Annotated in this window: 20 protein-coding genes and 1 pseudogene; 4 read left to right on the top strand and 17 right to left on the bottom strand. The window is 66.9% G+C overall.

From position 1 onward, the window contains the following. Positions 1-44: 44 nt before the first annotated feature. The 4 genes from QOC76_RS19985 to QOC76_RS19970 are packed head-to-tail and all read right to left on the bottom strand — an operon-like array spanning position 45 to position 6,194. Entirely contained in the window at positions 45-1,544 is a 1,500-nt protein-coding gene (locus QOC76_RS19985) for a flavin-containing monooxygenase (protein ID WP_526359574.1), read from the bottom strand. Further along, positions 1,541-3,319 (bottom strand): flavin-containing monooxygenase, encoded by a 1,779-nt coding sequence (locus QOC76_RS19980; RefSeq protein WP_526359572.1) that lies wholly within the window; start codon positions 3,317-3,319, stop codon positions 1,541-1,543. Before QOC76_RS19980 ends, QOC76_RS19985 begins: the two co-directional genes overlap by 4 nt. 10 nt (positions 3,320-3,329) lie before the next feature. Further along, positions 3,330-4,721, bottom strand: coding sequence for a glutamate decarboxylase (gene gad / locus QOC76_RS19975; RefSeq protein WP_526359570.1), 1,392 nt, complete (start codon positions 4,719-4,721; stop codon positions 3,330-3,332). 21 nt (positions 4,722-4,742) lie between these two features. Beyond that, positions 4,743-6,194 carry an NAD(P)H-hydrate dehydratase gene (locus tag QOC76_RS19970; protein WP_526359568.1) on the bottom strand — a complete coding sequence of 484 codons (1,452 nt, stop codon included), beginning with the start codon at positions 6,192-6,194 and terminating at the stop codon, positions 4,743-4,745. A gap of 140 nt (positions 6,195-6,334) precedes the next feature. On the opposite strand from QOC76_RS19970, the gene QOC76_RS19965 reads away from it, so the two are divergent. Next, positions 6,335-7,909, top strand: a complete 1,575-nt coding sequence (locus tag QOC76_RS19965) for a Na+/H+ antiporter (RefSeq protein ID WP_526359566.1) — start codon at positions 6,335-6,337, stop codon at positions 7,907-7,909. A 125-nt stretch (positions 7,910-8,034) separates the two neighbouring features. On the opposite strand, the gene QOC76_RS19960 is transcribed toward QOC76_RS19965, so the two are convergent. From QOC76_RS19960 to QOC76_RS19945, 4 genes are all read right to left on the bottom strand, one after another. After that, positions 8,035-8,196 (bottom strand): hypothetical protein, encoded by a 162-nt coding sequence (locus QOC76_RS19960; RefSeq protein WP_526359564.1) that lies wholly within the window; start codon positions 8,194-8,196, stop codon positions 8,035-8,037. An 18-nt stretch (positions 8,197-8,214) separates the two neighbouring features. Continuing rightward, positions 8,215-10,083, bottom strand: a complete 1,869-nt coding sequence (gene glmS / locus QOC76_RS19955; RefSeq protein WP_526359562.1) for a glutamine--fructose-6-phosphate transaminase (isomerizing) — start codon at positions 10,081-10,083, stop codon at positions 8,215-8,217. A 117-nt stretch (positions 10,084-10,200) separates the two neighbouring features. After that, the gene (locus QOC76_RS19950) at positions 10,201-10,503 is read right to left on the bottom strand and encodes a hypothetical protein (protein ID WP_526359560.1); all 303 of its coding nucleotides are present in this window, start codon (positions 10,501-10,503) and stop codon (positions 10,201-10,203) included. A gap of 121 nt (positions 10,504-10,624) precedes the next feature. After that, positions 10,625-11,176 carry a hypothetical protein gene (locus QOC76_RS19945; RefSeq protein ID WP_526359558.1) on the bottom strand — a complete coding sequence of 184 codons (552 nt, stop codon included), beginning with the start codon at positions 11,174-11,176 and terminating at the stop codon, positions 10,625-10,627. Between the two features lie 279 nt (positions 11,177-11,455). On the opposite strand from QOC76_RS19945, the gene QOC76_RS19940 reads away from it, so the two are divergent. Next, entirely contained in the window at positions 11,456-12,301 is an 846-nt protein-coding gene (locus tag QOC76_RS19940; protein ID WP_526359556.1) for a dienelactone hydrolase family protein, read from the top strand. 53 nt (positions 12,302-12,354) lie between these two features. Next, on the top strand, positions 12,355-13,395 hold the full coding sequence (locus QOC76_RS19935) for an LLM class F420-dependent oxidoreductase (protein WP_526359554.1): 1,041 nt from the start codon (positions 12,355-12,357) through the stop codon (positions 13,393-13,395). A 1-nt stretch (position 13,396) separates the two neighbouring features. Here QOC76_RS19935 and QOC76_RS19930 read toward each other — a convergent pair whose 3' ends face one another. The 5 genes from QOC76_RS19930 to glmM form a co-directional block, all read right to left on the bottom strand. Further along, a complete protein-coding gene (locus QOC76_RS19930) occupies positions 13,397-15,022 on the bottom strand; it encodes a thiamine pyrophosphate-dependent enzyme (protein WP_526359552.1) in 1,626 nt (541 codons plus the stop codon). A gap of 17 nt (positions 15,023-15,039) precedes the next feature. After that, positions 15,040-16,149: an FAD-dependent oxidoreductase gene (locus QOC76_RS19925; protein ID WP_526359550.1), complete on the bottom strand. Its 1,110-nt coding sequence runs from the start codon at positions 16,147-16,149 to the stop codon at positions 15,040-15,042. 110 nt (positions 16,150-16,259) lie between these two features. Next, the gene (locus QOC76_RS19920) at positions 16,260-17,660 is read right to left on the bottom strand and encodes a hypothetical protein (RefSeq protein WP_526359548.1); all 1,401 of its coding nucleotides are present in this window, start codon (positions 17,658-17,660) and stop codon (positions 16,260-16,262) included. A 3-nt stretch (positions 17,661-17,663) separates the two neighbouring features. Beyond that, positions 17,664-17,969 (bottom strand): DUF7162 family protein, encoded by a 306-nt coding sequence (locus tag QOC76_RS19915; RefSeq protein ID WP_526359546.1) that lies wholly within the window; start codon positions 17,967-17,969, stop codon positions 17,664-17,666. Positions 17,970-18,014: 45 nt separating this feature from the next. After that, on the bottom strand, positions 18,015-19,385 hold the full coding sequence (gene glmM, locus QOC76_RS19910) for a phosphoglucosamine mutase (protein ID WP_526359544.1): 1,371 nt from the start codon (positions 19,383-19,385) through the stop codon (positions 18,015-18,017). A 144-nt stretch (positions 19,386-19,529) separates the two neighbouring features. Here glmM and QOC76_RS19905 point away from each other — a divergent pair. Then, positions 19,530-20,297: pseudogene (locus QOC76_RS19905) on the top strand (AIM24 family protein); the annotation flags it as partial. Positions 20,298-20,318: 21 nt separating this feature from the next. Here QOC76_RS19905 and rpsI read toward each other — a convergent pair. From rpsI to QOC76_RS19885, 4 genes are all read right to left on the bottom strand, one after another. Beyond that, complete coding sequence (rpsI, locus tag QOC76_RS19900) at positions 20,319-20,765, bottom strand: 30S ribosomal protein S9 (RefSeq protein ID WP_526359588.1); 447 nt, start codon at positions 20,763-20,765, stop codon at positions 20,319-20,321. Between the two features lie 74 nt (positions 20,766-20,839). Then, positions 20,840-21,283 (bottom strand): 50S ribosomal protein L13, encoded by a 444-nt coding sequence (gene rplM / locus QOC76_RS19895; protein ID WP_526359542.1) that lies wholly within the window; start codon positions 21,281-21,283, stop codon positions 20,840-20,842. 281 nt (positions 21,284-21,564) lie between these two features. After that, entirely contained in the window at positions 21,565-22,071 is a 507-nt protein-coding gene (locus QOC76_RS19890) for an allene oxide cyclase barrel-like domain-containing protein (RefSeq protein ID WP_526359540.1), read from the bottom strand. 155 nt (positions 22,072-22,226) lie between these two features. Further along, a complete protein-coding gene (locus QOC76_RS19885) occupies positions 22,227-22,529 on the bottom strand; it encodes a WXG100 family type VII secretion target (protein ID WP_526359586.1) in 303 nt (100 codons plus the stop codon). Between the last annotated feature and the right edge of the window lie 137 nt (positions 22,530-22,666).

Genomic DNA, 22,666 nt, shown 5'->3' with positions numbered 1-22,666 from the left:
ACAGCGCTCCCACCAGCGTGTATCGCACGCAGCTAACGGATGGCCTACTCGAGCCCGCCGTGCACCCAGTCCCGTGACCGCAGCCGCCATGTCGCCCTCGCGTAATCGAGCTCCGAACGGGGCCATTGCGTGACGATCCGGCCGGAGGGCGAGCGGTAGTAACTGTCGCAACGCGTCCAGATCGTCTGCTCGAGATCCGCGGAGATCCGATCGTTGAACCGGCGCTCGACGCCGGGGTCGACGTCGACGAACCCGCCGCGGCGTGCAAGGCGACCGACCGCACTGGCGGCGAACCGCGCGCCTGCCTCCAGGATGTAGATGATCGAGTTGGCCCCCTGGTTGGTGTTCGGGCCGTACAGCATGAAGAAGTTCGGGAAGCCGCTCACGGCTACACCCAGATAGGCCTGGGGGTCGAGACCCCAACGCGCATGCAGGCGTTCGCCGCCGACGCCGATCACGTCGATTCCCGATAGGTAACTGCTGGTTTCGAAGCCCGTCGCCAGCACGATGGCGTCGGCGTCGACGGCCGTTCCGCCTGCGGTGAGGATCCCGGTCTCGGTGATGCGGCTGATCGGGTCGGTGACGAGAGCGACGTGCTCGCGCTGCAATGCGGTGTAGTACTTCTCCCCGAGCAGAACTCGCTTGCACCGGAACGGGTAGCGCGGCGTCAGCGCATCGCGCAGCATCTCGTCGTTGACGTGCTTGTGCAGGAACCGTTCGGACAGTTCCTGAACGGCCCCCAGCCGAGGATGGCCCGGCGTCAACGCGGTGTTGTCGTGCTGCAGCTTCCACAACCGCCACCGTTCGCGCCATGAAGCCCAGGGCAGCCGGCGGTACCGCGACAACTCCTCGGCACTGTAGGGCCGGTCCTCCTTCGGCACCATCCACGGCGGTGTGCGCTGGAAGACGGTCAATCGGCCTGCGACCTCTGCGAGTTCGGGCACGACCTGCACCCCGCTGGCACCCGTTCCGATCACCGCCACCCGCTTGCCGGTCAGGTCGACGGTCGGATCCCATTGCGCGGTGTGCATCAGGGTGCCGGAGAAGCCGGCGACCCCGTCGATATCGGGGTACCGGACGGAACCGAACAGCCCGACTGCGCTGACGACGACGTCTGCGACGACGGTGTGGCCGCCGGCCAACTCCACGTCCCAGTGCGACGCGTCGGCGTCCCACCGCATGGTGCGAACCTCGGTGTCCAGCACCAGATGCCTGCGCAGGTCGAACTCGTCGGCGACCGATTCCAGGTACGCGAGGATCTCCGGTTGATACGCATACGTACGGGTCCACGCCCGGTTCGGCGCGAACGACAGCGAATACAGATGGCTCTGGATGTCGCACGCCGCGCCCGGGTAAACGTTTCGCCGCCAGGTCCCGCCGACGCCGTCGGCGCGTTCGATGATCGTCAGGTCGTCGATGCCCTTGCGGCGCAACGCGACCGCTGCCGCGAGCCCGCCGAAGCCGGCCCCGATGACGACCACTCGCGGCGACCGGCGACGACGCGAGAGCGCCGACAGCCGCCCGACGAGATAGCGGCGCGTCACGAAAACTCGAACCCCTCCGGTGACCCGTTCGCCCGCGATGCGGCGAGGATGTCGGCATATTCGGTCGGGCTGCCGAAAAAGAAGCTGCCCTGACGCGTCTTCGCGTTCGCCTGGCCCTCCCGGTTGTAGTAGCCCGGGGTGCACGCCTTGGCCCTTGCCAGGCTCGCCGACGACCGCTCGACGACGGAGCCCACCCATGCCGACTCGGCCTCGGCGGAGGCCTCGAGTCTGTCGACCCCATTGCGCAGTGCCCAGGCGATCATCCAGGCGGTATGGGTGGCCTGGACATCGAGGAGATAGGGGAAGTTCACGGTGAAACCCGACTGGGCGATGCTGAGCACGAAACAGTTCGGGAAGCCGCGAACGCTGAGGCCGTGCAATGTGCGGACGCCGTCTCGCCATTTGTCGGTCAGCGCCAGTCCGTCGCGTCCGACGAGTTCGAACCCGGTGCGCCGCGAGTAGTCTGTGCCGACCTCGAATCCGGTCGCGAAGATCAGGCAGTCGACGACGTGTTCGGTGCCGCCGACCACGACACCGCCTGCCGTGATGCGCTGGACGCCGAGGCCCCGGGTATCGACGAGCGTGACGTTGTCGCGGTTGAACGTCTGCAGGTACTCGTCGTGGAAGCACGGCCGCTTGCAGAAGTAGCCGTACCACGGCTTGAGGCCCTCGGCCGTGGCACGGTCGGCCACGACCGAGTCGACGCGCGCGCGGATCTCCTCCATTTTGGTGAAGTCGGCCATTTCGACTGCGCGCAAACGGTCCTCGTCCGACATGCCCGCGACGCTGCGCTGGCGCATCACGAACAGCTTTTTGACGATGCTTGTCCAAGCGTCGTCGACCAGGTCCTCATCGGCCTCGCCGCCCGCGGTGAGCAGCTGGAAGTTCTCGATCCGGTGACGCTGCCAGCCGTTCTTCAGTTCCGCCGACCATTCCGGGTCGGTCTGCTGGTTGCCGCGCACATCCACCGTCGACGGTGTGCGTTGAAAGACGAACAGGTGCCCTACCGTCCTGCCGAGGTGCGGTACGCATTGAATCGCGGTCGCCCCGGTGCCGATGATTCCTACCCGCTTGTCGGCCAACTTGGCCAGATTGTGGCCGGTGTAGCCGTAGTCCCAGCGGCTGGTATGGAATGCGTGCCCGCGAAAGTCCGTGATCCCCTCGATGCCGGGAAGTTTCGGTTTCTGCAGGTAACCGTTGGCCATCGCGACGAACCGCGCCTGAATCGCGTCACCGTGGTTGGTGGCGATGATCCAGCGGGAAAGCCGACCGTCCCAGCGGATTTCGGTGACCTCCGTTTGCAGGCAGGCATCACGGTAGAGGTCGTAGTGTTCGGCGATGCGCCTGCAGTGCGCGAGGATCTCGTCGCCCTTGGCGTATTTCTCGGTCGGTAGGTAACCGAGCTCCTCCAGCAGCGGCATGTAGACGTAAGACTCGACGTCACACGCGATGCCGGGGTACCGGTTCCAGTACCAGGTGCCGCCCACGTCGGCGGCCTTGTCGATGATCCGGATGTTCTGCACTCCGAGCGCGCGCAGCCTCGCCCCGATCAGCAGCCCCCCGAACCCGGCGCCGACGATCGCGACGTCGACGTCATCCTGCAACGGAACACGAGTGAAATGCGGGTCGCTCCAGGGATCTTCGGCGAATCCGGCGAAGGGCCCCGCGATCTCGACGTACTGCGCGATTCCGTCGGGCCGCAGTCGTCGGTCGCGCTCGCGGGCGTATCTATCCCGCAAGGCTTCGACGTCGAATGCCGCGTCAGCGTCTTTCACGGATTCACCGTCAGTGCGCGAAGGGCTGCAGCTCGTTGAAATGACCGTCCGGCTTGAGCTCGTCGAGGTGTTTCAGCGCGGTGACGGCATCGTCGCGCAGTGCTCGGGCCAAATTCATCGAGAAACCTTCGCGCACGACGACGCGCAGCACGGCGATGTCGGTGGCGTTCTCCGGCATCGTGTAGGCGGGCACCTGCCAGCCGAATGACCGCAGTGCCTCTGAGACGTCGAACTCCGTGTAGCCGGGATCGCCCTTGAGCCGGAAGCTGACCACCGGGATCGCGGAGCCGTCGGAGATCAACTCGAAGTGCTCGCTTTCGCGCAGTTGGTCACCCAGCCACCGTGCGGTCTGCGACAGGCACTCCATCACCTGCGAGTAGCCCTCCCGCCCGAGCCGCAGGAAGTTGTAGTACTGGCCGACCACCTGATTGCCGGGCCGGGAGAAGTTGAGCGTGAACGTCGGCATGTCGCCGCCGAGGTAGTTCACCCGGAAAACCAGGTCCTCCGGCAGATGCTCGGGACTGCGCCACACCACGAACCCGATGCCGGGGTACGTCAGGCCGTATTTGTGGCCGCTGACATTGATCGACACCACTCGCGGAAGCCGGAAGTCCCAGACCATGTCGGGATGAAGGAACGGCACGACGAAGCCGCCGCTCGCCGCGTCGACGTGCACAGGGACGTCCAGCCCGCCGCCGGCCGCCAGGTTGTCCAGTGCCTCGCAGATCTCGCCGATCGGTTCGAGCTCGCCGGTGAAGGTGGTGCCCAGGATCGCGACCACGCCGATGGTGTCCTCGTCGATGTTCTCCAGTACCTGCTCGGGCGTGATGACGTAGCGGCCCTTCTCCATCGGCAGGTACCGCGGCTCGACGTCGAAGTACCGGCAGAACTTCTCCCACACCACCTGCACGTTGGACCCCATCACCAGGTTGGGTCGACGCGAGCGCCAGCCGTCTTTTCCGTTGCCGACGCGTTCGCGCCACCGCCAGCTCAAGGCGAGACCGGCGAGCATGACGGCCTCGCTGGAGCCGACCGTGGAAACTCCTGTCGCACTTGACGGGTCGTCGTCGCGCAGCCCCTCGGCGTGGAACAGGTCAGCCACCATCGACACACAGCGGGATTCGATCGCGGCGGTGGCGGGATACTCGTCCTTGTCGATCATGTTCTTGTCGAACGTCTCCGCCATCAGCTTCTCGGCCTGCGGGTCCATCCACGTCGTCACGAACGTCGCGAGGTTCAGCCGGGAGCTGCCGTCGAGCATCAGCTCGTCGTGGATGAACCGGTATGCGGCATCGGGATTCATCGATTCGTCGGGCATCCGTAGCGACGGGATGGGCGCCATCGACATCCGCCCGGTGTATGCCGGTGCGATCACTGGGCTTTGGGTGTGCCTGGGGGCCATGCAGAGTCCTTTCGGTGACTGCTAGAGACGCGCGATTGCGGTACGGACGTGGGTGAGGATGCCCGACGCCGACGTCGGGGCGGGCCGCGGGCCGGGGTTCGCGGCGGACAGGTTGGCCGCGCGCGCATGCACGAACGCGGCGGCCGCCGCCGCTTCTCCGGGGCGCAGTCCCGCGGCGAGCAGCGCGCCGATGATGCCGGACAGCACATCGCCCGATCCGGCGGTGGCCGCCCAGGACTGGCCTGCCGGGTTGAGGTACACCGGCCCCCCGGGTTCGGCGATGACGGTGACGTTGCCCTTCAGTAGCACGGTGGCGCCGAACTGGTCGGCGAGCCTGCGGGTGGCCGCGATGCGGTCGTCGCCTGGCGCCGCTTGATCCGATGTCGCCGGCAGCCCGGCTCCGGAAGCCAGCCGCGCGAACTCGCCCGCATGCGGGGTCAGCACCGTCGGCGCTTTGCGGTTGACGATCAGGTCGGGATGCGCGGCGAGGATGGTCAGCCCGTCGGCGTCGACGATGACGGACAGGTCGGTGTCGAGGGCGAACCACAGCGCCGACGCCCCGACGTCGTCGACGCCGAGACCCGGACCGACGGCCCACGCCTGTACCCGGCCCGCAGCGGCCGGGCTCGGCGACGCGATGACCTCGGGCCAATGCGAAAGCACCTGCTGTGCAGCACTTCCCGCGTAGCGGACCATACCGGAGGTGGCGGCCACCGCGGCGCCGGTGCACAGCACGGCCGCGCCCGGGTACGTCGACGAGCCGGCCAGGATGCCGGTGACGCCCTGGGTGTACTTGTCGTCCTTCGGCCCCGGCATTGGCCACCGGGTCGCGACGTCGGCCGCGTCGAAACTCATGACGTCGGACGCAGGCAGGTCGAGGCCGATGTCCACTAGTTCAACCCTGCCGCATTCACCCAGCGCGTGAACGGGTTTCAGGCCGCCGAAGGTGACGGTCAACGCGGGGCGTACGGCGGGGCCGCTGACCGCGCCGGTGTTCACGTCGACGCCGCTCGGAACGTCGACGGCAACCACGGGGATCCCTGCCTCGTCGACCGCGGCGAAAACCTCTGCGGCGGCCGGTCGCAGCGGTCCGGATCCGGAGATACCGACGACGCCGTCGATAACCAAATCGGTTGTCGCCGAAACGGTTTGAACCACTCGGCCGCCTGCCTTCCGGAACGCCCTCAACGCTTTCTGGTGGGTGCGTTCGGGATTGAGCAGGACGGCCGCGGCCGACACTCCGCGGCGGCGCAGGAGCGCCGCCGCCCACAGCGCGTCACCGCCGTTGTCGCCGGAGCCGACCACGGCACAGACTGAACGGCCCGCGATGCCGCCGGTGCGCACCACGAGCTCGCGAGCGATCGCGGTCGCCAGTCCGTTGGCAGCCCGCCGCATCAGGGCGCCGTCGGGTAGCGATGCCAGCAGCGGTGCTTCGGCTTCGCGGATCGCATCAGCGGAGTAGTAGTACCGCATCAGCTCCCGTCCCGTCGGTTTGCCGGCCGCGCTGCGACGCGGATCACTGCAACGTTATATCCCGGTCGGATTCAGACCGGCGATAACGGGAATCCACCCAGGCAGTTCACACACGCCGGGGAGAATGGGAGAGTTGCCGCTTGGCTTCCTTGACACTGCTTCTGGTGCTGATGGCGGCGACGGTGGTGCTCGCGCCGGTTGCTGAGCGCGTCTCGATCCCCTATCCCGTTCTGCTGTTGGTCTTCGGCCTGATGCTTGCGTTCGTTCCCGGTTTGCCGCTGCCGGCCGTCAATCCCGAACTGCTGCTCCCGCTGGTTCTGCCGCCGCTGCTGTTCGCCGCCGCCCGCCGGACTTCGTGGCGCGAGTTCCTGGATAACCGCAGGCCGATCGCTCTGCTGGCAGTCGCGTTGGTGGTGGTGACGGCATTCGCGGTGGGGATGACCCTGCAGGCGCTGATGCCGGGCCTGCCGCTGATCGCCGGGCTCGCTCTCGGTGCGGCGGTCGCGCCGCCCGACCCCGTTGCCGCCACCGCAGTCGCCCGCAAGCTGGGGCTTCCGCACCGGTTGCGGACGATCTTGGAGGGGGAAGGGCTCTCCAACGACGCGACTGCGCTCGTGCTCTACGAAGTGGCGGTGGCAGCGACCCTGACGGGTACGTTCTCGCCGTGGCGCGGTGCATCGGCGCTGGGAATCGCGGTCGTAGTCGGCGTCGGAGTGGGAATCATCATCGCCGTCATCGGTCGGCTCCTGTTGAAGAAGCTGCCCGCTCACCCCGCGGGTAGCGCGCTGATCCTGCTCATACCGTTCGCCGCCTACGCTGCCGCCGACGCCGCTCACGGCAGTGGTGTGCTCGCGGTCGTCACCGTCGCCCTGGCATTGGACCGGTATGGCGACGCCGAGTCCTCGCAGACCCGGCTGGTAGCGGGTACGACGTGGGAGATCATCGAACTGCTGGTGACCGGTGCGGCCTTCGCGTTCGTCGGCCTCGAACTGCGCGCGGTGGCCGACGAGGCGGACGGACAATTGGACACCATGATCGGCCAGGCCGCGATCGTGACGGCCGTGGTGATCGCCGTCCGTTTCCTGTGGATCTTTCCGGCCGCCACCATCGACGAGAAGATTCGCCGCCGCCGCAACAAGGATCTCGCCGAACCTGTCGGCTGGCGTGAGATGACCGTCGCGTCGTGGGCAGGGATGCGCGGCGTCGTCACGCTGGTGGCCGCACTGGCCCTGCCGCAGAATTTTCCGGAGCGCGACCGGCTGATCTTCATCGCGTTCGTCGTCATCACCGTCACGCTGCTCCTGCAGGGTCTGACGCTGCCGTGGCTTGTGCGGCGCCTCGATGTGAGTGGGTCCGATGAGGAACGGCACCGGGCGGAGCAGGAATTGATCCGACGGGCGAGGGACGCGGGTTTTGACCGACTCGACGAACTCCGCGAACAGGCAGACGCCGACAGCGACGTCATCGAACAGGCGAGGGACAACGCCGACCGGATGTGGCATTCGCTTGGCTACGCGCCGAAGGGCAGCGACGGCGGTGCGCGGCGCGCGTCGGACCGCGCCGGGGATGCGGTCACGGTCAATGCGGTGAAGGACGAGATGTTGGCGGCCGCCAGGAACGCGGTGGTGCGCAGCCGCACCCAGTCCGGAACCGACCCGACCATCGCCGACCGCGTGCTGCGCAGGCTCGACGCACGCGGCAGCCAGCCCGAATAGGTCGGACGCGCTCCCACCGTTTCCGCTCAATCTCGGGCGGAGTGATAGGCAACAGCAAACGCGCCGGCTCGACCGTGAGTGCAGCCGGCCTGTCTGCCCGCCGACTAGCCGTACAGCAGCGGCTTCTAACGCTTGGGATTGGACGTCGTCGTGCGTCTCACATGCACCTCTTCGGCGAACTCACGCTCCCATTGGCTGTAGCGCTCCTCGATGAAGTCCAGGAATGCATCGGAAGCGCCTTCCGACGGACTGGAAGCACCAGAAGATTCGTTGGATATCGTGCTCATCGTCAGAGCCTCCATTCGCTACTCGACGGTGACCGATTTGGCCAGGTTGCGCGGCTTGTCCACATCGTAGCCGCGGGCCTGCGCCACCCCGGCGGCGAACACCTGCAACGGGATCGTAGACAGGAGTGGCTGGAGAAGCGTTGACACTGCGGGGATTTCGACCAGGTGGTCGGCGTACGGCCGAACCGTGTCGTCGCCCTCCTCGGCGATCACGATGGTCAGCGCGCCGCGTGCCTGGACCTCGCGGATGTTCGACAACAGCTTGGCGTGCAGCATCGCCGAGTTCTTCGGCGACGGCATTACGACGATTACCGGTAGGCCGTCCTCGATCAGCGCGATCGGGCCGTGTTTGAGCTCGCCGGCCGCAAATCCCTCGGCGTGCATGTAGGCAAGCTCTTTGAGCTTCAGCGCCCCCTCGAGGGCCACCGGGTAGCCCACATGGCGGCCGAGGAACAGGACGGTCTGCGAGGTCGCGAACCGCTGCGCCAGCGCGGAGACGGGTTCAAGGGTCGAAAGCACCCGCTTCACCAGCTCGGGCATCGCCTCCAGTTCGCGGTACTCGCGCTCGACCTCGTCTGGGTACTTCGTGCCGCGGGCCTGGGCCAGCGCGAGGCCGACGAGGTAGTTGGCGGCGATCTGCGCCAGGAATGTCTTGGTCGACGCGACACCGATCTCGGGTCCCGCGCGGGTGTAGAGCACCGCGTCGCATTCACGCGGGATCTGACTGCCGTTGGTGTTGCATATCGCCAGCACCTTGGCCTTTTGCTCCTTGGCGTGCCGAACCGCTTCGAGAGTGTCGGCGGTCTCGCCGGACTGCGAGATGGCGATCACCAGCGTGCTGCGGTCCAGCACGGGATCGCGGTAACGGAACTCGCTGGCCAGCTCGACCTCGACGGGCAGCCGCGTCCAGTGCTCGATCGCGTACTTGGCCAGCAGGCCGGAGTGGTATGCGGTGCCGCAGGCGACGATGAAGACCTTGTCGATCTCGCGCAGCTCCTGGTCGGAGAGGCGCTGCTCGTCGAGCACGATGCGGCCGTCGACGAAATGCCCCAACAGGGTGTCGGAGACGGCGGCGGGCTGCTCGGCGATCTCCTTGAGCATGAAGTAGTCGTAGCCGCCCTTCTCGGCGGCCGACAGGTCCCAGTCGATATGGAACTCACGCGCGTTTGCGGCGTCGTCGTTGCCATCGAAGTCGGTGATTCGGTAGCCGTCCGCGGTGATCACGACGGCCTGGTCCTGGCCCAGTTCGACGGCGTCGCGGGTGTGTTCAATGAACGCGGCGACATCGGAGCCGAGAAACATCTCACCGTCGCCGACACCGACGACCAACGGGGTCGAGCGACGTGCGGCGACGATCGTGCCCGGCTCGTCGGCGTTGGCGAACACCAGCGTGAAGTGGCCCTCCAGCCGCGGCAGCACCGCCATCACAGAGCCGACGAAATCCCCTGCCGTCGGCCCGTGGTGGTACTGCCAGGAGACAAGGTGGACGGCGACCTCGGTGTCGGTGTCGCTGGTGAACTCGACGCCGGTGGCCTCGAGTTCAGCGCGCAGCTCGGCATAGTTCTCGATGATCCCGTTGTGGACGACTGCGAACTTGCCCGACGCATCGCGGTGCGGGTGGGCGTTGCGGTCGGTCGGCCTGCCGTGGGTGGCCCAGCGGGTGTGGCCGAGGCCGGTGCTACCCGCGAGGCTCGCGGAATCCGTCTCGGCCAGCGCCGCCTCGAGGTTGGCCAGGCGACCGGCGCGCCGCCGGACTGTCAGGCCGCCTGCCCCGTCAAGCAGGGCGACACCGGAGGAGTCGTAGCCGCGGTACTCCATCCGGCGCAGCGCGTCGACAACGACTCCGCGAGCGTCCCGCGTCCCGACGTAGCCGACGATTCCACACATAGGTACCAAGCGTAGACGACTATCCAGCTAACGTCACCTCAGCAGATAAGTTGCCGCTTAGTGCAACTTATCCCTAGTGGTGCAAGTTGAGCGAATATCGAGTACCGGATGGGCCCCTCAAGGGCACACCTGCAGGAAGCCCAGCGGGCCGCTGATGCACGGCGGAGGCGGCGGGCCGTAGTTGTTGTAGCCGCCATAGTTGTCGTAGCCGTAGTTGTAGCCGCCACCCCATGCAGGTGGTGGTGGCGGTCCCGGCCGCCAGGGACCCGGTCCTGGGCCCCAGCCGGGACCACCCCACTGCGCGAAGCCGGCCTGTACCGGCGGCGCCGCGTTCGCAATGCCCGCACCGATTCCTACAGCCGCGAAGCTGAGTGCCCCTGCGATGCCGAGCCCCGCTGCGATAAACCTCAAATTCCTCATGTGAACTCCCGAATTACCTCGTTCACTGCACGACGAATGTCGTTCCAGGACACCCTGACCCGTCCCCTGATGTCTGACTTCGACGCTACGCCGCGCCGTATGTGTAGACGCTGTGACGAGGTTATGTATCCCGGCGCAGGCCGATTTCGGCCAGAAGTGCCACGACCACACCGAACGCGAAATACAGCGCGGGCAACCACGGGGCCACCCCGATCAGCGCATCGGAGTCCTCCGCGTAGCGGGCAAGGCCCGCCGCAGCGACAATGGCCTCGACGGCGGGCCCGACGGCCGCGGCAAGCACACCATAGAGCGCGCCCCACCGATCGCCAAGCGCGCACCAGGTGATGGCCGCAAGCGAGTAGATGAGCGCGTTCGCCGGTATTGCCGGGGCGGTGTGCACCAGCGCGGTGGTGACATAGATGCCGATGACCGCGGCGACGCCTGCGATCCCCTGCCGCACGGTGACCGACGAGCGCAGGTCAGGCATGTGCAGCCGCAGCTCGGCAATCGAAACGGTCGCGAGACCGACCATGATCGGGAACCACAGCGCGCTGCTCCACACGAACGGCACCCCGTCGGACAGATATTCGGTGGTACCGGTGGCGACGTGACTGTGGTCGCCGACGAGCGACGCCACCGCCCCCATCGCGAGAGGACCATCGCGACGGGCCACCGCAATCTCACAGGAAGGACCCTAGCGCCGGCCCAAACAGGTAGGGCGTGCCGCCTGCACCGCCGTTTGCACCACCGCCATTTGTGCCACCGGGAGCGCTGCCCTGGCCGTACGACCCCCGCAGGAAAGTCTCCGAGTGGACAACGTATTGAGCAACCAGCTCGCAACGAAGGCTTCGCGGCAAAACCAGGTAGCGGTCGGAGGAAAGACAAGTAGTGATCCGGCCAGACCCCAGAAGTCGCCAACGCCGCCATCTCGCTGGTGGGTTACGGTCGTCAAGTGGCCGCCACCAAGAAGCTTTTCGCCGCTTTGAGACGCCGCGGTCCGCACCGCGTGCTGCGTGGCGATCTGTCGTTCGCCGGCCTGCCCGGCGTGGTCTACACCCCGGAGTCGGGCTACAACCTTCCCGGTATCGCCTTCGGCCACGAATGGCTGACCGGTGTGGAGCGCTATGAGGGCACGCTCGAGCACCTCGCCTCGTGGGGCATCGTCGCGGCGGCACCCGACACGGAGAAGGGCATCGCGCCGTCGCCGCTGAACCTGGCGTTCGACCTCGGCACCACGCTGGACATCATCGCCGGCGTGCGGTTGGGCGAGGGGAAGATCAGCGTGCACCCAACCAAGCTGGGCCTCGTCGGCCACGGTTTCGGCGCGTCGACGGCGGTGTTCGCCGCCGCCGGTATGCCGGCGAAGCCCAAGGCCGTCGTGGCGGCCTTTCCGACCGTCACCACGCCGCGCGCCGAGGAGGCCGCCGCGACGCTCAAGGTGCCCGGCCTGATACTCACCGATCCGGGTGATCCGATGTCGCTGCGATCCAACGCGGTCGAGCTGGCGCGGGTCTGGGATGCGGCGACGCTGCGGGCGATGCCGAAAGCCAAGGCAGGCGGGTTGATCGAGGGGCGAAGGCTGGCTCGAGTTGTCGGTCTGCCCGGCGCCGACCGCGGCACGCAGAAGATGGTGCGGGCGCTGATGACCGGCTATCTGTTGCACGTACTTGCCGGTGACAAGACCTACCGCGACTTCGCCGACCCCGAGTCGGCCCTCCCCAAGGCGACGACCATGGATCCGTTCGCCGACGACCCCGTTGACCTGGAGAACAAGGTCGTCGCGCTGTTGAAGCCCTGAGTGGCCGACCAACCGGTCGGGCGTATGACCCGTCTGGGTCTACAGTGCCCTCCATGCGGACGGGAATCTTTCTGAACTACGCAGGCGGCTTCCTGGAAGCCGTCGACGAGGTCGTCGAGCTGGAGAAGGTCGGCGTGGACATCGCGCTGGTGGCCGAGGCGTACTCGTTCGACGCGATCAGCCAGCTGGGTTTCCTGGCGGCGAAGACATCGCGGATCGAGCTGGGCTCCGGAGTCGTCCCGATCTACGTCCGCACCCCGTCGCTGCTGGCGATGACGGCCGCGGGCCTTGACTACGTGTCCGACGGCCGGTTCCGGTTGGGCATCGGCACGTCAGGGCCCCAGGTGATGGAGGGTTTTCACGGCGTCCCGTTCGACGCCCCGCTCGGCCGCACCCGCGAGGTCGTCGAGATCTGCAGGCAGGTGTGGCGTCGCGAGAACGTCGAGTTCGACGGCAAGCACTACCAGATACCACTGCCCCACGACCGGGGCACCGGGCTGAGCAAGCCGTTACACCTGATCAATCATCCTGTGCGCGAACGTATTCCAATCACGATCGCCGCGCTCGGCCCCAAGAACGTGGAGATGACCGCGGAGATCGCCGAAGGCTGGCAGCCGGTGTTCTTCTATCCGGAGAAGGCCGACCGCGCCTGGGGTGACTCGTTGCGCGCAGGTATGGCCAAACGCGACCCGCAGCTCGGACAGCTCGACATCATGGTCAGCGCCACCTTGGCCATCGGTGAAGACGTCGAGGACCGGCTGGCGTGGGCGAAACCGCAACTGGCGCTGTACATCGGCGGCATGGGCGCTCGCGGCAAGAACTTCTACCACAACCTCGCGACGCGGTACGGATTCGGCGAGGTGGCCGATCGCATCCAGGACCTCTACCTGTCCGGCCGCAAGACCGAGGCGATCGATGCCGTGCCCGACGATCTGGTACGACATGTATCGCTCATCGGGCCAAAGGGTTTCGTCAAGGAACGTCTCGCCGCCTATGCGGAAGCCGGAGTGACGACGCTGCTGGTGCATCCGCTGACCGGCGACCGTCGCGAGTCGGTGCGCTACGTCGAGGAACTCCGGGAGCTGCTCGGATAACTCACTCCATTTCGGTGGGCAGCCCGCGTGGGGCAACCTGCGCGACGATCAGGCTCAGGCCCGGGTTCGCCATGGCGGCTGCCAGTTCCGAGTCGAGCGCCGCGGCCGTGTCGACGGCTATTGCGCTATTCACACCCATGCTGTTGGCGAGCTTGACGAGATCCCATTGGCCGATGACCGCGTAGGGACGGGCCGGTGTGTTGCTGTTGATGTTGAAGTAGGTGCGGTCCAACAGAAACTGCTCGAAGCCGTAGATGCCGTTGGCGATCAGCACGACGATGGGACTGCGCCCGTACCGCGCCATCGTCGACAGCGCCTGAGCGGTCATCTGGAATCCTCCGTCGCCACAGATGACGAGCGGACGCCTGGTCGAACCGAACGATGCGCCCACTGCAGCGGCGACCGAATGGCCGATCGATGCCCACACCGCGTCGCACAGGAATGCGTCCTTGCCCTTCACGGGCAGGTTCGCCGCGGAGTAGGTTCCGAGAAACGTATCCGGAATGGTGATCAGCGTCTCGTCCAAAGCGTTGCCCACGCATTGGAAGACCTGCTTGTAGGTCAACGTGCCTGCGGCAGCGGGAGGAACCGCCGGCACTACACCAGCGGGCACATTCGCAGGCGGTTGCTCGGCGGCCACGGTCTGCATCGCAGCCACCAGCGCCCGGATCTCGGCACTCTGCTTGGGCTGATTGTTGACCCGCACTTTGCCGTCGTACACGGCGACCATGCTGTTGAACTTCTGAGTGATCAGGCTCGCAAACCTGTTGGGGTACACGCAGCCAAGGGTCACCAACAGATCGGTCGATTCGACTTCAGTAGAAATGGCCTGCGGCACATACGGCGGGTCGTAGACACCGATCCATCCCGCACCCTGTTCGGCGAGCGTCGATTTCGACAGCATGTCGCTGCCCCACCGCACACCGAGTTTGGCGATCAGGTCTGCAACCGCATCGGCGAGGCCGTAGCGCGCAACCTCGATGCCGATCAGAACGACTGGCTTCTGCGCGCCGCGAATCAAACCCACAATCGTTGCCGCAAGCGCGGTTTCGGTGCCGGCAGCCTGCACGTTCGATGTCAGCGGTGGGCCGGGGCTATCGCATGGCTGTCGCCACAGATCCATCGCGATTTCCAGATAGACGGGGCGCTTCGACGTCAGCGCCGCAGTGATCGCACCGTCGACGACGGTGGGCACCGTTTCCTTCGTGGCGGCACGCACCGATTTGGCGGTGACGAGGGCGAAGGCGTCGAGTTCGGCATTTGCGCGACCCGTCGAGTGGGAATAGAGGACGTCGCGCTCAGCCAGATCGGCGAGATGGCCCGCGGTCGGTCCACCATTGATGACCACCACCGGACTGCGCTCGACATAGGCCACGGCAACAGCATTGATGAGGCTCAACGTGCCGACACCGTTGGCGACCGACACCGCGGCCAGTCCTTTGGTCCGCGCGTATCCGTCTGCGGCGTAACCCGCTTCCAGATCACTCGCGGTCACCACCGGGGTGATGCCGTGAGCGGGCGCCGCATCGAACAGTGCCGCGCAGTACAGCGCGGGCACCCCGAAGAGGTGGCTGACGCCTTGTTCTTTCAGCCTCGTCAGCACGTAGTCGACGACCGGGATTGCCATGTTGCGCTCCCTGCCATTCACGCGTTCAGGCTCGGCTGCGCCGCGTCATCGGGGAGCACCGGATCGTAAATTGCGGCGTGGTCGGGGTGGTTGATATGGATCTGGGGCATCGGCTCGGCAGGCACCACGCCGAAGTGCGATGCCATGTATTTCACAACGTCTTTGCACACGCTTGGCGCGGGCGTCTCGTCGGGAGGGTCGGGTTCGTAAGTTCCGCCGACGACCACGCGGTCGCACCGCGGGAACAGGTATCCGTCACCGCTGTAGAGGTACTCCAGGTTGTGTTGCGCGGGCAGCATGGCCAGTTGACCCTTGATCGGCTGCATCGCAGCGTCGTTCAGCAACTTCTTGGCGCCCATGCCCGTGCAGTTGACGATGATGTTCTGCGTCAGTGTCATGAGCACGTCGCCGCGGTCGAGGAAGTGTCGGTCGACGAAAGTGACCCCGCGGTCGCGCAGATCACTCTCGAGCCGTGCCAGGAAAACCGGTGGCTCGATCAATAGGGTGTGGTATTCGTAGCCAGGGATCGTGTGGCCCTGGAATGGCAGACGTGCCAGCGGAATTGGCTCCGGGATCAGGCCTGGACACAACTGCAGCACGATATCGAAGTTCTTGGTCCGCTCGTGTGTGTAATTGGGGCGTTCGTAGACGCCGAAGCCCGAACCGAGCTCGGTCTTGAACCGCGTATAGGAGTCCGTGAGAATCTTCTTCAATTCCTGTGGCTCGTTGTATTCGACGACCGAGACCGCCCACTGCCCGCCTGCCTTGTGTGACGTGGTGTCGATCGGTTGCCGGTCGGCGTAGATCGTGACAGTGAGCCCGAGATCGGTCAGCAGCGTCGCTGTGGTCAGGCCCATGACACCAGCGCCCAGCACTGCAGCGGCGGTGTCGTGCGACGTGGCGATGCGGCCTGCGACCATGTCGCTAACCTGCTGAGCGCAGCCCCAACTCAAGGTGATCCCCGCGCCGCCGTGGCCGTAGTTGTGTATCAGGATTTTTTCGCCGGCCATCTCGTGTCCGAGCTTGTACGAGCCGCTGCGGTATGGGCGCACGCCGGCGACACACGCGCCCGGTGCGGTCGGATCGAAGGTGAAGTCAGGCGTCGGAAGGTTGATCACCGGTGGCATGTGTCCTCCAGCGCTTCGCATCGGCAGGCGCGGATTTCGCGTCGGATTGGAGCGTAGGCACGGAAGTCGGTGCTACCCACGGGTAACGCACTAGTCGAGTAGTCGCCTCGTCACGGCCCCGCCTGCGGCAGTTCGTCGGCGGCGATCTCACACGGCGTTCCGGCCCCGACCGACGCGGCGTCCGGCGGCGATTCGGCGACCGGTTCCGGTGGCGGCGGCATCGGCGCGGGTGGCGGCGTCGGGACCGGGTCGGCTTGTGGCGCTTCGTCGACGGGCTCGTCGTCCGCGCAGGCGTCGACGGGTTCGGCCGTCGGATCACCTTCTTCTGCGAGTTCGGCCGTCTCCACGTCGGGCCCGCCTTCTGTTTGCTCGTCCTCCTCGTCGTCCGCGGGCTCATTCTCATCGGGCGCCGGCTCGTCCTCGTCCACGGCATCGTCGCTCACTTCCGACGGATCGGGCAGCGCATCGTCGGGTTGGTCGAGCAGGCCGCCGATGGCGTCGGCGAGCTGCGAGCCAATGCCTGCGAGTCCGCCTGCGGCGCCGGGCAATCCGCCACCGAGCTCACCGAGTGACGGCATGGTTGGCATCGCCGGGGTCGCTGATGCGGGGCCGGTCGCAGGCGCCGCGGCCGCGGGAAGGGCCGCCGCGGGGAGATCGGGCGCGGCGGCCACGGGCGCGGCGGGCACGGGCGCTATGGGGGCCGACGACGGACCCACCGCCGGTGCCGCCGCCGGAGCAGGGCTGGACCAGGCAGCCGGCTCCGTGCCCGCCAGGTGGGCCGGTGATGCACTGCTCGGCGGAGGCGGCACCGACGTCGGCCCAAGATCACCCGGTACCTCGAACGGCGAAGTCAGATCACCAGCCAGGGCGCTGGTCGCGGCGTCGAACGCCGCGGAGACGGCGGCCATCGCGCGCTGCATCGCCGGCAACCAATCCGCTCGAATATCGTTGTCCACGAACGGCTTCACCTGCTGATCGATCAGCTCGCTCGCCGCCGCGCGGTCCCCCGCTCCAGTGGTCACCGTTCGCGTGGCGGTCAGCCACTCGGCACGCTGCGCCTGACGGCGGTCGTCTATCGTCACGGCGCCCGCGACCTTGTCGTCGACCGCATGCCAGAGATCGTCGCGAAGTACGGCCAGTGCGTCGACCGCATCCCGCACGGCCGATGCCGCGGCCGCGGATGCTGCACCGTGCCGGAGAAGGAACTCGCGCGAAGCGTCGCCACCGCGGCCCTGCCATGCACCGGCCAATGCGCCGACTTGCTGCTCCTGCAGTTGACGGGCGCTGTCGGCCGCCGCCGCGACCGCATCCAACGCCGCTCGATCCGCGTCCAGCGCTCGCAAGTCCAGGCCGTCTTCGCTGCCGTACCAGTCCCGAACCTGCGCGGTGTGCAGGGTGAGGTCCGGGTTCTGGTAGCCGAGCAGATGGCATGCCCACACGTACTCGCCGATGTTGTCGACTGCGGGGCGCCCCTCGGCCAGCCGGGCGGGGACGTCGAGCGGTTCGGCCATGGCTCAGCCGATCCGCCGGGCGCCGCGTGCGTCGACCTCGACGTAGCGGTCGGCGCACGATCGCAGTTCGGCGGCGATCTCGGTGGCGGCGCGCGCCCATTGCCGCAGTCGTTGCGCCACGTCGTCGATGGCCAGTCGTAGCGTCTCGCCCTGAGCGGTGTGTATGCGTCCCGCGACGGCACCGTCGAACCGGAGACCGGTCAGATGTGTCCGTATGGCGGTGTCGAGGATGTCGGCCGCCGCGTCGTACTGGCCCGCAGCGCCGAGCACCGCCGCAACGTCGACACGGGCGATGTCAGGTTCTCCCACACTGGCTACGACGTCGGCAGAACCCTGCGGGTTCCACGCGATCCCTCAGCGCTGCTCGCTCACCGATTCGGCGACGCGGATGGCCAGCTGGCGTGCGGTGTCCTCGTCGGCCGCTTCGACCATCACCCGTACCATCTGTTCGGTTCCGGAGGGCCGCAACAGGATTCGGCCGGTGTCACCCAACTCGGCCTCGGCCTCGGCAACGGCTGAGCGGACCGAAGGCGCGTCGGCGACGGTTGCCTTGTCGTCTACCTCGACATTGATCAGCACCTGGGGCAGCTGTCGCATCGTCGACGCCAGCGCCGCAAGCGGCGTGCGCGTCTGCGCGATCCGGGACATCAGCCGCAGCCCGGTGACGATGCCGTCGCCGGTCGGGCCCAGCGCAGGCATCACGATGTGGCCGGACTGTTCGCCGCCGAGCGAGTACTCGCCTGCGCGCAGTTCCTCCACGACGTAGCGGTCGCCGACGCCGGTGGTGCGAACCTCGATGCCCGCCGTGCGCATCGCCAGATGCAGCCCGAGGTTGCTCATCACGGTGGCGACCAGGGTGTTGGACGCCAACTCGCCGGCCTCGCGCATCGCCAGCGCCAGGATCACCATGATGGCGTCGCCGTCGACGATCTCGCCGTCGCCGTCGACGGCAAGGCAGCGGTCGGCGTCGCCGTCGTGGGCCAGGCCGAGGTCGGCGCCGTAGGCCACGACGGCCTGCTGCAGCGTCCCCATGTGGGTGGATCCGCAGCCGTCGTTGATGTTCAGCCCGTTGGGCTCGGCGTTGATGGCGATGACGTTGGCGCCTGCGGCCCTGTACGCGCGTGGCGCGGCGGCCGAAGCGGCGCCGTGGGCGCAGTCGACGACGACGGTCAGCTCGTCCAGCCGGGTGGTGAGGGCCTTGGCCGCGTGGCGCAGGTACCGGTCAAGGGCGTCGGCGGCGTCGACGACCCTGCCGATGGCAGCACCAACCGGCCGCTCGCCAGGTCCGGCTGTGCTTGATGCTCTTCGCGCAAGCGGCTCATCGCCGACAAGCGCCTCAATCTGGTCCTCGGTGGCGTCGTCGAGCTTGTGCCCGCCCGCGCCGAAGATCTTGATGCCGTTGTCGGGCATCGGGTTGTGCGACGCCGAGATCATCACGCCGAATTCGGCGTCGTAGGCATTGGTCAGATAGGCCACGGCCGGCGTCGGCAGCACACCGACCCGCAGCGCGTCGACACCCTCGCTGGTGAGTCCGGCGATGACCGCGGCCTCGAGCATTTCGCCGCTGGCCCGCGGATCGCGGCCCACCACAGCGACGCGGCGGCGGGCCTGCGAGGAGTTCCCAAGCCGACGCGCGGCCGCCGAGCCCAGCCCAAGTGCCAGCTCAGCGGTCAGATCGCGATTGGCGACTCCGCGGACGCCGTCGGTGCCGAACAGTCGACCCATCGGACAAATTTCTCATAAATGGCGCGGTCAGACACAACTGCCCACGTCAGAAGTCGTGCCGCCGCGGAATCGGTACGCGACCGAGATAGGGAAACACCCTATTTTTCTGGCGGAGATCAGTCGATAACGTCGCCTGCGTCGAAAGGATCCCTTATGCGCAGCGACCTGTTCTCCCCGCAGAATGCCGAGACCCAGACCCAACAACCGGGTATGAAGCTGCAGAACGGCAAGATGCTCAAGGTCGCGCTCAACGGCGAGATGATGGTGCGGCAGGGCGCCATGGTGGCCTACCAGGGCAACATCCAATTCCAGGGGCTCGGCGCCAGCGGTGTCGGCCAATTCGTCAAGCAGCATGTGACCGGTGAAGGCGTGCCACTGATGAGGTGCACCGGCGCCGGCGACATGTTCCTCGCGGACCTCGCGTCCGACATCCACCTTCTGGACCTCGAGGGTCCGCACGACGGCCTGACCATCAACGGCAAGAACGTGCTGGCGTTCGAGCCGACGCTGTCCTACGACATCCGCCGCGTGCAGGGCGCGGGCATGCTGTCGAACGCGGGCCTGTTCAACTGCGTGTTCTCGGGTCAGGGCCGGATCGCGGTCACCACCAAGGGCACCCCGGTGGTCCTGCAGGTCGACCAGCCGACCTATGCCGACCCGCAGGCCGCGGTGTGCTGGTCGGCGTCGTTGCAGACGGGTTTCCACCGCGCGGATCAGTTCGGGCTGGGCACGCTGATCGGGCGCAGCACCGGCGAGGCCTTCACGATGTCGTTCTCCGGTCAGGGCTTCGTCGTCGTGCAGCCGTCCGAGGAGGTGCCGCGCTCGTTGGTCAGCGGCACCGGTGGCGGCCAGCAGTCCGGCAGCGCCGGTTCGGCCGCGGGCCAGATTCTCGGCAACTTCCTCGGCCGCTGATGCACACCGAGGTGAAGCAGATCAGCGCTTGGAGTACTGAGGCGCCTTACGGGCCTTCTTGAGGCCGTACTTCTTGCGCTCGATGGCCCGCGGGTCGCGGGTCAGGAAGCCGGCCTTCTTCAGCGCGGGCCGGTCCTCGGGCTGAACCACGATCAGGGCACGGGAGATCGCCAGGCGCAGGGCGCCTGCCTGACCGGACGGGCCACCGCCATCGAGGTGGGCGTAGATGTCGAAGCTGTCGACCCGGTCCACGGTCACCAGCGGAGCCTTGATGAGCTGCTGGTGCACCTTGTTCGGGAAGTACGCCTCGAGCGTGCGGCCGTCCAGGTGGAACTGGCCGGTGCCGGGCACCAGACGCACGCGGACCACGGCCTCCTTGCGGCGGCCGACGGTCTGGATGGCACGGTCGATGATCACCGGTTCCCGGGGCTGGCGCGCCTCGGGGGCCGCCGTCTCGGTCTCGGTCACGGTTTCGGTCGCGACGGCCTCGGTGGGCTCGACTTCCGGGGTCTCCGTGGCCTCGGTGGTGTCGGTTGGCTCGGTCACTGGCTCACCTGCTTGATCTCGTACGGCTCCGGTTTCTGCGCGGTGTGCGGATGCTCCGCCCCTGCATAGACCTTCAGCTTCTTCTGGATCTGACGGCTGAGCTTGTTGTGCGGGAGCATGCCGACGATGGCCTTCTCGACCACGCGGTCGGGATGGCGCTGCATTTCGTCGCCGAGCGAACGGCGATGGAGACCACCCGGGAAACCCGAGTGACGATAGGTGAACTTCTTCTGCAGTTTGTCGCCACCGATGGCGACCTTGTCTGCGTTGATGACGATGACGAAGTCGCCACCGTCGACATTCGGCGTGAATGTCGGCTTGTGCTTGCCTCGCAGCAGATTGGCTGCTGCGACAGCGAGCCGGCCGAGCACCACGTCGGTGGCGTCGATGACGTACCACGTGCGCGTGGTGTCACCCGCCTTCGGCGTGTACGTAGGCACAGCGCTTTCCTTATCTCTCTCGGATGATTCCCGGTGCGACCCGGGTGCCGGTCAGGCGTTTGCGGGCGGAGTGGTCTCGGCGACCGACATTGACCCGAGACCGGCGTGCCCGAAGGCGTACCGCACGCCAACCGAGCAGCATACCGGCGGCCGTCGCCGCAGGTCAAAACGCCGTCGACGGACCCATCGAGCACCGGCTCGCCGATTTCTACATCAGGGCTGTCAGCGATCAGCGGATAACGACCCTCGTGCAGAAATGGACGGCAGTCAAACAGCCACAGTCAAGGGGTGACGATATCGAGCACGAAATTCGCATCGGTCTGGTCGGGAACATCGACAGGAACCTGGATGGTTCCGTCGCCCCTGGCATTGCGGTAGATCCCGGTGCCGCCCGTGATGAACAAGGGATTCGGGTTGCCACTGACGAACAGGGCTGTGCTGTCAAGCATGCCCTCAGCCGCGACCTGACCGCCATCGAGATTGAACGTCACGCTGCATGTCGTCTGGCCGCCCTTGTCGTCCCCGGTGAGTGTTGTACAAATTCCGTTGGCCCGCCCGAGGAAGAAGCCGCCGGGACGATCGAATACGTCGCCGGCGAAGATGAACTGGTCGCCAGGACCGGGTCCGGGCGATCCGTGATCGACCATGTGCTGCTCGGTGTCGTGTTCATAAAGGCTGAGCGTGGTGTCCGCCGCCGCCGTCGGGGTCAAATACCCCATTACCGTCAGCGACGGGCTGCAAAGGCCGGCGAGCAGCGCTGCTGCTACCTGGTACGTGCGCTCGTCCATTCCGCTGGCCCCCGGCCGTGTGAGTTAGCTGGAGGCTACAGCCCAGCGAGCACCAAGCGCTCAGGTATGGCGACGCCGATGCCGGTCCATTGGTATGACTGTGCGGTCCCGCGGGCTCCCCTCCCGACAGGACCGCACAGTGGTCTGTGACTGCGTCAGGCTCCCCAGGCGCCCGCCGCATTGCGGTCGGTGGTCGCTACGTCGTCCGCGCCGTCGCGCACCGCATTGCCCAGGCTGAACAGAATCTCGTTCAGCGCACCCGCCGCCTGGTCCCATTTGGCTTGCTCGAGCCGATACGCCTCCGCCGCCTCGCGGGTCCAAATCTGCTGCAGCGGTGCGATCTGCGCCCGCAGGTCATCGAGCGCCGCGTTGAGTCGCGCCGAAGTGTTGTGGATCTCCTGTCGAACGGTGTACTCGATCTCGTCGAAGTTGTACGAGAGAACCGGTTCCATGCTCAGCCTCCTCAGATGGTGGTGCCGACGGCGCCGATTTGGTGTGAATGGCTCTCGGCCGCCTCGCGCAGCGCTCGTTCGTTGGTCTGCATGGTTTCCGCGATCCTTTGCAGGGCGATGTGGAGCTTGGCCGATTCGGCGTT

It is taken from the genome of Mycobacterium sp. (assembly GCF_032159565.1).
Lineage (GTDB): Bacteria > Actinomycetota > Actinomycetes > Mycobacteriales > Mycobacteriaceae > Mycobacterium.
Note: the sequence above shows the minus strand (reverse complement) of the source record. Positions and strands in the feature narration are given on the sequence as shown.

Bases quoted from the DNA above. Each gene is read 5' to 3' on its own strand.
- QOC76_RS19920 (WP_526359548.1), bottom strand. From the start codon at position 17,660: ATGGCCGAACCGCTCGACGTCCCCGCCCGGCTGGCCGAGGGGCGCCCC.
- gad (WP_526359570.1), bottom strand. From the start codon at position 4,721: ATGGCCCCCAGGCACACCCAAAGCCCAGTGATCGCACCGGCATACACC.
- glmM (WP_526359544.1), bottom strand. From the start codon at position 19,385: ATGGGTCGACTGTTCGGCACCGACGGCGTCCGCGGAGTCGCCAATCGC.
- QOC76_RS19925 (WP_526359550.1), bottom strand. From the start codon at position 16,149: ATGCCACCGGTGATCAACCTTCCGACGCCTGACTTCACCTTCGATCCG.
- QOC76_RS19960 (WP_526359564.1), bottom strand. From the start codon at position 8,196: ATGAGCACGATATCCAACGAATCTTCTGGTGCTTCCAGTCCGTCGGAA.
- QOC76_RS19935 (WP_526359554.1), top strand. From the start codon at position 12,355: ATGCGGACGGGAATCTTTCTGAACTACGCAGGCGGCTTCCTGGAAGCC.
- glmS (WP_526359562.1), bottom strand. From the start codon at position 10,083: ATGTGTGGAATCGTCGGCTACGTCGGGACGCGGGACGCTCGCGGAGTC.
- QOC76_RS19890 (WP_526359540.1), bottom strand. From the start codon at position 22,071: ATGGACGAGCGCACGTACCAGGTAGCAGCAGCGCTGCTCGCCGGCCTT.
- QOC76_RS19930 (WP_526359552.1), bottom strand. From the start codon at position 15,022: ATGGCAATCCCGGTCGTCGACTACGTGCTGACGAGGCTGAAAGAACAA.
- QOC76_RS19950 (WP_526359560.1), bottom strand. From the start codon at position 10,503: ATGAGGAATTTGAGGTTTATCGCAGCGGGGCTCGGCATCGCAGGGGCA.
- QOC76_RS19970 (WP_526359568.1), bottom strand. From the start codon at position 6,194: ATGCGGTACTACTACTCCGCTGATGCGATCCGCGAAGCCGAAGCACCG.